Source organism: Marinobacterium sedimentorum (assembly GCF_024267675.1).
In the GTDB taxonomy this organism is placed as follows: Bacteria; Pseudomonadota; Gammaproteobacteria; order Pseudomonadales; family Balneatricaceae; genus Marinobacterium_A; species Marinobacterium_A sedimentorum.
This window is the reverse complement of record NZ_JALDYX010000074.1, coordinates 1-1,844: the sequence shown is the minus strand read 5'-3', so window position 1 is coordinate 1,844 and position 1,844 is coordinate 1. Positions and strand designations below refer to the sequence as shown.

General features: G+C 51.7%; 1 rRNA gene. It reads right to left on the bottom strand.

What is annotated here, in order from left to right:
- Window positions 1–1,724: ribosomal RNA gene (locus tag MRS74_RS23465) — 23S ribosomal RNA — on the bottom strand; the annotation flags it as partial.
- Window positions 1,725–1,844: the final 120 nt, after the last annotated feature.

Here is a 1,844-nt window from a genome sequence, read left to right as displayed (position 1 = left end):
GCTCGCCCCGCGAGGGGGTCACCGTCAGGAGCGTGCCTTCTCCCGAAGTTACGGCACCATTTTGCCTAGTTCCTTCACCCGAGTTCTCTCAAGCGCCTTGGTATTCTCTACCTGACCACCTGTGTCGGTTTTGGGTACGGTCAGCGGTAACCTGAAGCTTAGAGGCTTTTCCTGGAAGCGTGGCATCAACGACTTCAGTTCCTAAGAACCTCGTCATCAGATCTCAGTCTTAGGGGACCGGATTTGCCTAATCCCCCAACCTACATCCTTAAACGCAGACAACCAACGCTGCGCTCGCCTAGCCTTCTCCGTCCCCTCATCGCAGTTACCGCCGGTGCAGGAATATTAACCTGCTTCCCATCGACTACGCATTTCTGCCTCGCCTTAGGGGCCGACTCACCCTACCTCGAATAGCGTTGGATAGGAAACCTTGGTCTTCCGGCGTGGAGGTTTTTCACCCCCATTATCGTTACTCATGTCAGCATTCGCACTTCTGATACCTCCAGGATGCCTCACAGCTTTCCCTTCAACGGCTTACAGAACGCTCCTCTACCATGCCATAAATGGCATCCACAGCTTCGGTGTATCACTTAGCCCCGTTATATCTTCCGCGCAGGCCGACTCGACTAGTGAGCTATTACGCTTTCTTTAAAGGGTGGCTGCTTCTAAGCCAACCTCCTAGCTGTCTGAGCCTTCCCACATCGTTTCCCACTTAGTGATAACTTTGGGACCTTAGCTGGTGGTCTGGGTTGTTGCCCTTTTCACGACGGACGTTAGCACCCGCCGTGTGTCTCCCATGATTGCACTCACCGGTATTCGGAGTTTGCATCGGGTTGGTAAGTCGGGATGACCCCCTAGCCGAAACAGTGCTCTACCCCCGGTGGTGAGACATGAGGCGCTACCTAAATAGCTTTCGAGGAGAACCAGCTATCTCCGGGCTTGATTAGCCTTTCACTCCGATCCACAGGTCATCCGCTAACTTTTCAACGGTAGTCGGTTCGGTCCTCCAGTTGATGTTACTCAACCTTCAACCTGCCCATGGATAGATCGCCCGGTTTCGGGTCTAATCCCAGCAACTAAACGCCCTATTAAGACTCGGTTTCCCTACGGCTCCCCTAGACGGTTAACCTTGCTACTGAAATTAAGTCGCTGACCCATTATACAAAAGGTACGCAGTCACGGTCTCAAGAACCGCTCCCACTGCTTGTACGTACACGGTTTCAGGGTCTATTTCACTCCCCTCACAGGGGTTCTTTTCGCCTTTCCCTCACGGTACTGGTTCACTATCGGTCAGTCAGGAGTATTTAGCCTTGGAGGATGGTCCCCCCATGTTCAGACAGGATAACACGTGTCCCGTCCTACTCGTTTTCATTGATAAGGCGTTTTCGCATACGGGGCTATCACCCACTATGGCGGCACTTTCCAGGGCCTTCTGCTAACACCAAACCAACTTAAGGGCTAATCCCCGTTCGCTCGCCGCTACTAAGGGAATCTCAATTGATTTCTTTTCCTTCGGGTACTTAGATGTTTCAGTTCCCCGAGTTCGCCTCTTAAAGCCTATGTATTCAGCTAAAAGATACCCAGTAAACTGGGTGGGTTTCCCCATTCAGACATCTCCGGATCAAAGGTTGTTTGCCACCTCCCCGAAGCTTTTCGCAGGCTACCACGTCTTTCATCGCCTCTGACTGCCAAGGCATCCACCGTGCACGCTTCGTCACTTGACCATATAACCCGAAGGCGTCTGGTAAGGACGAGAGTTCGATAAGATTTTTCGCCATTGGCGCTTGTACTACAGTACAAGACATATCTCGAATTAATTCGAATCCATATTGTTAAAGAGCGAT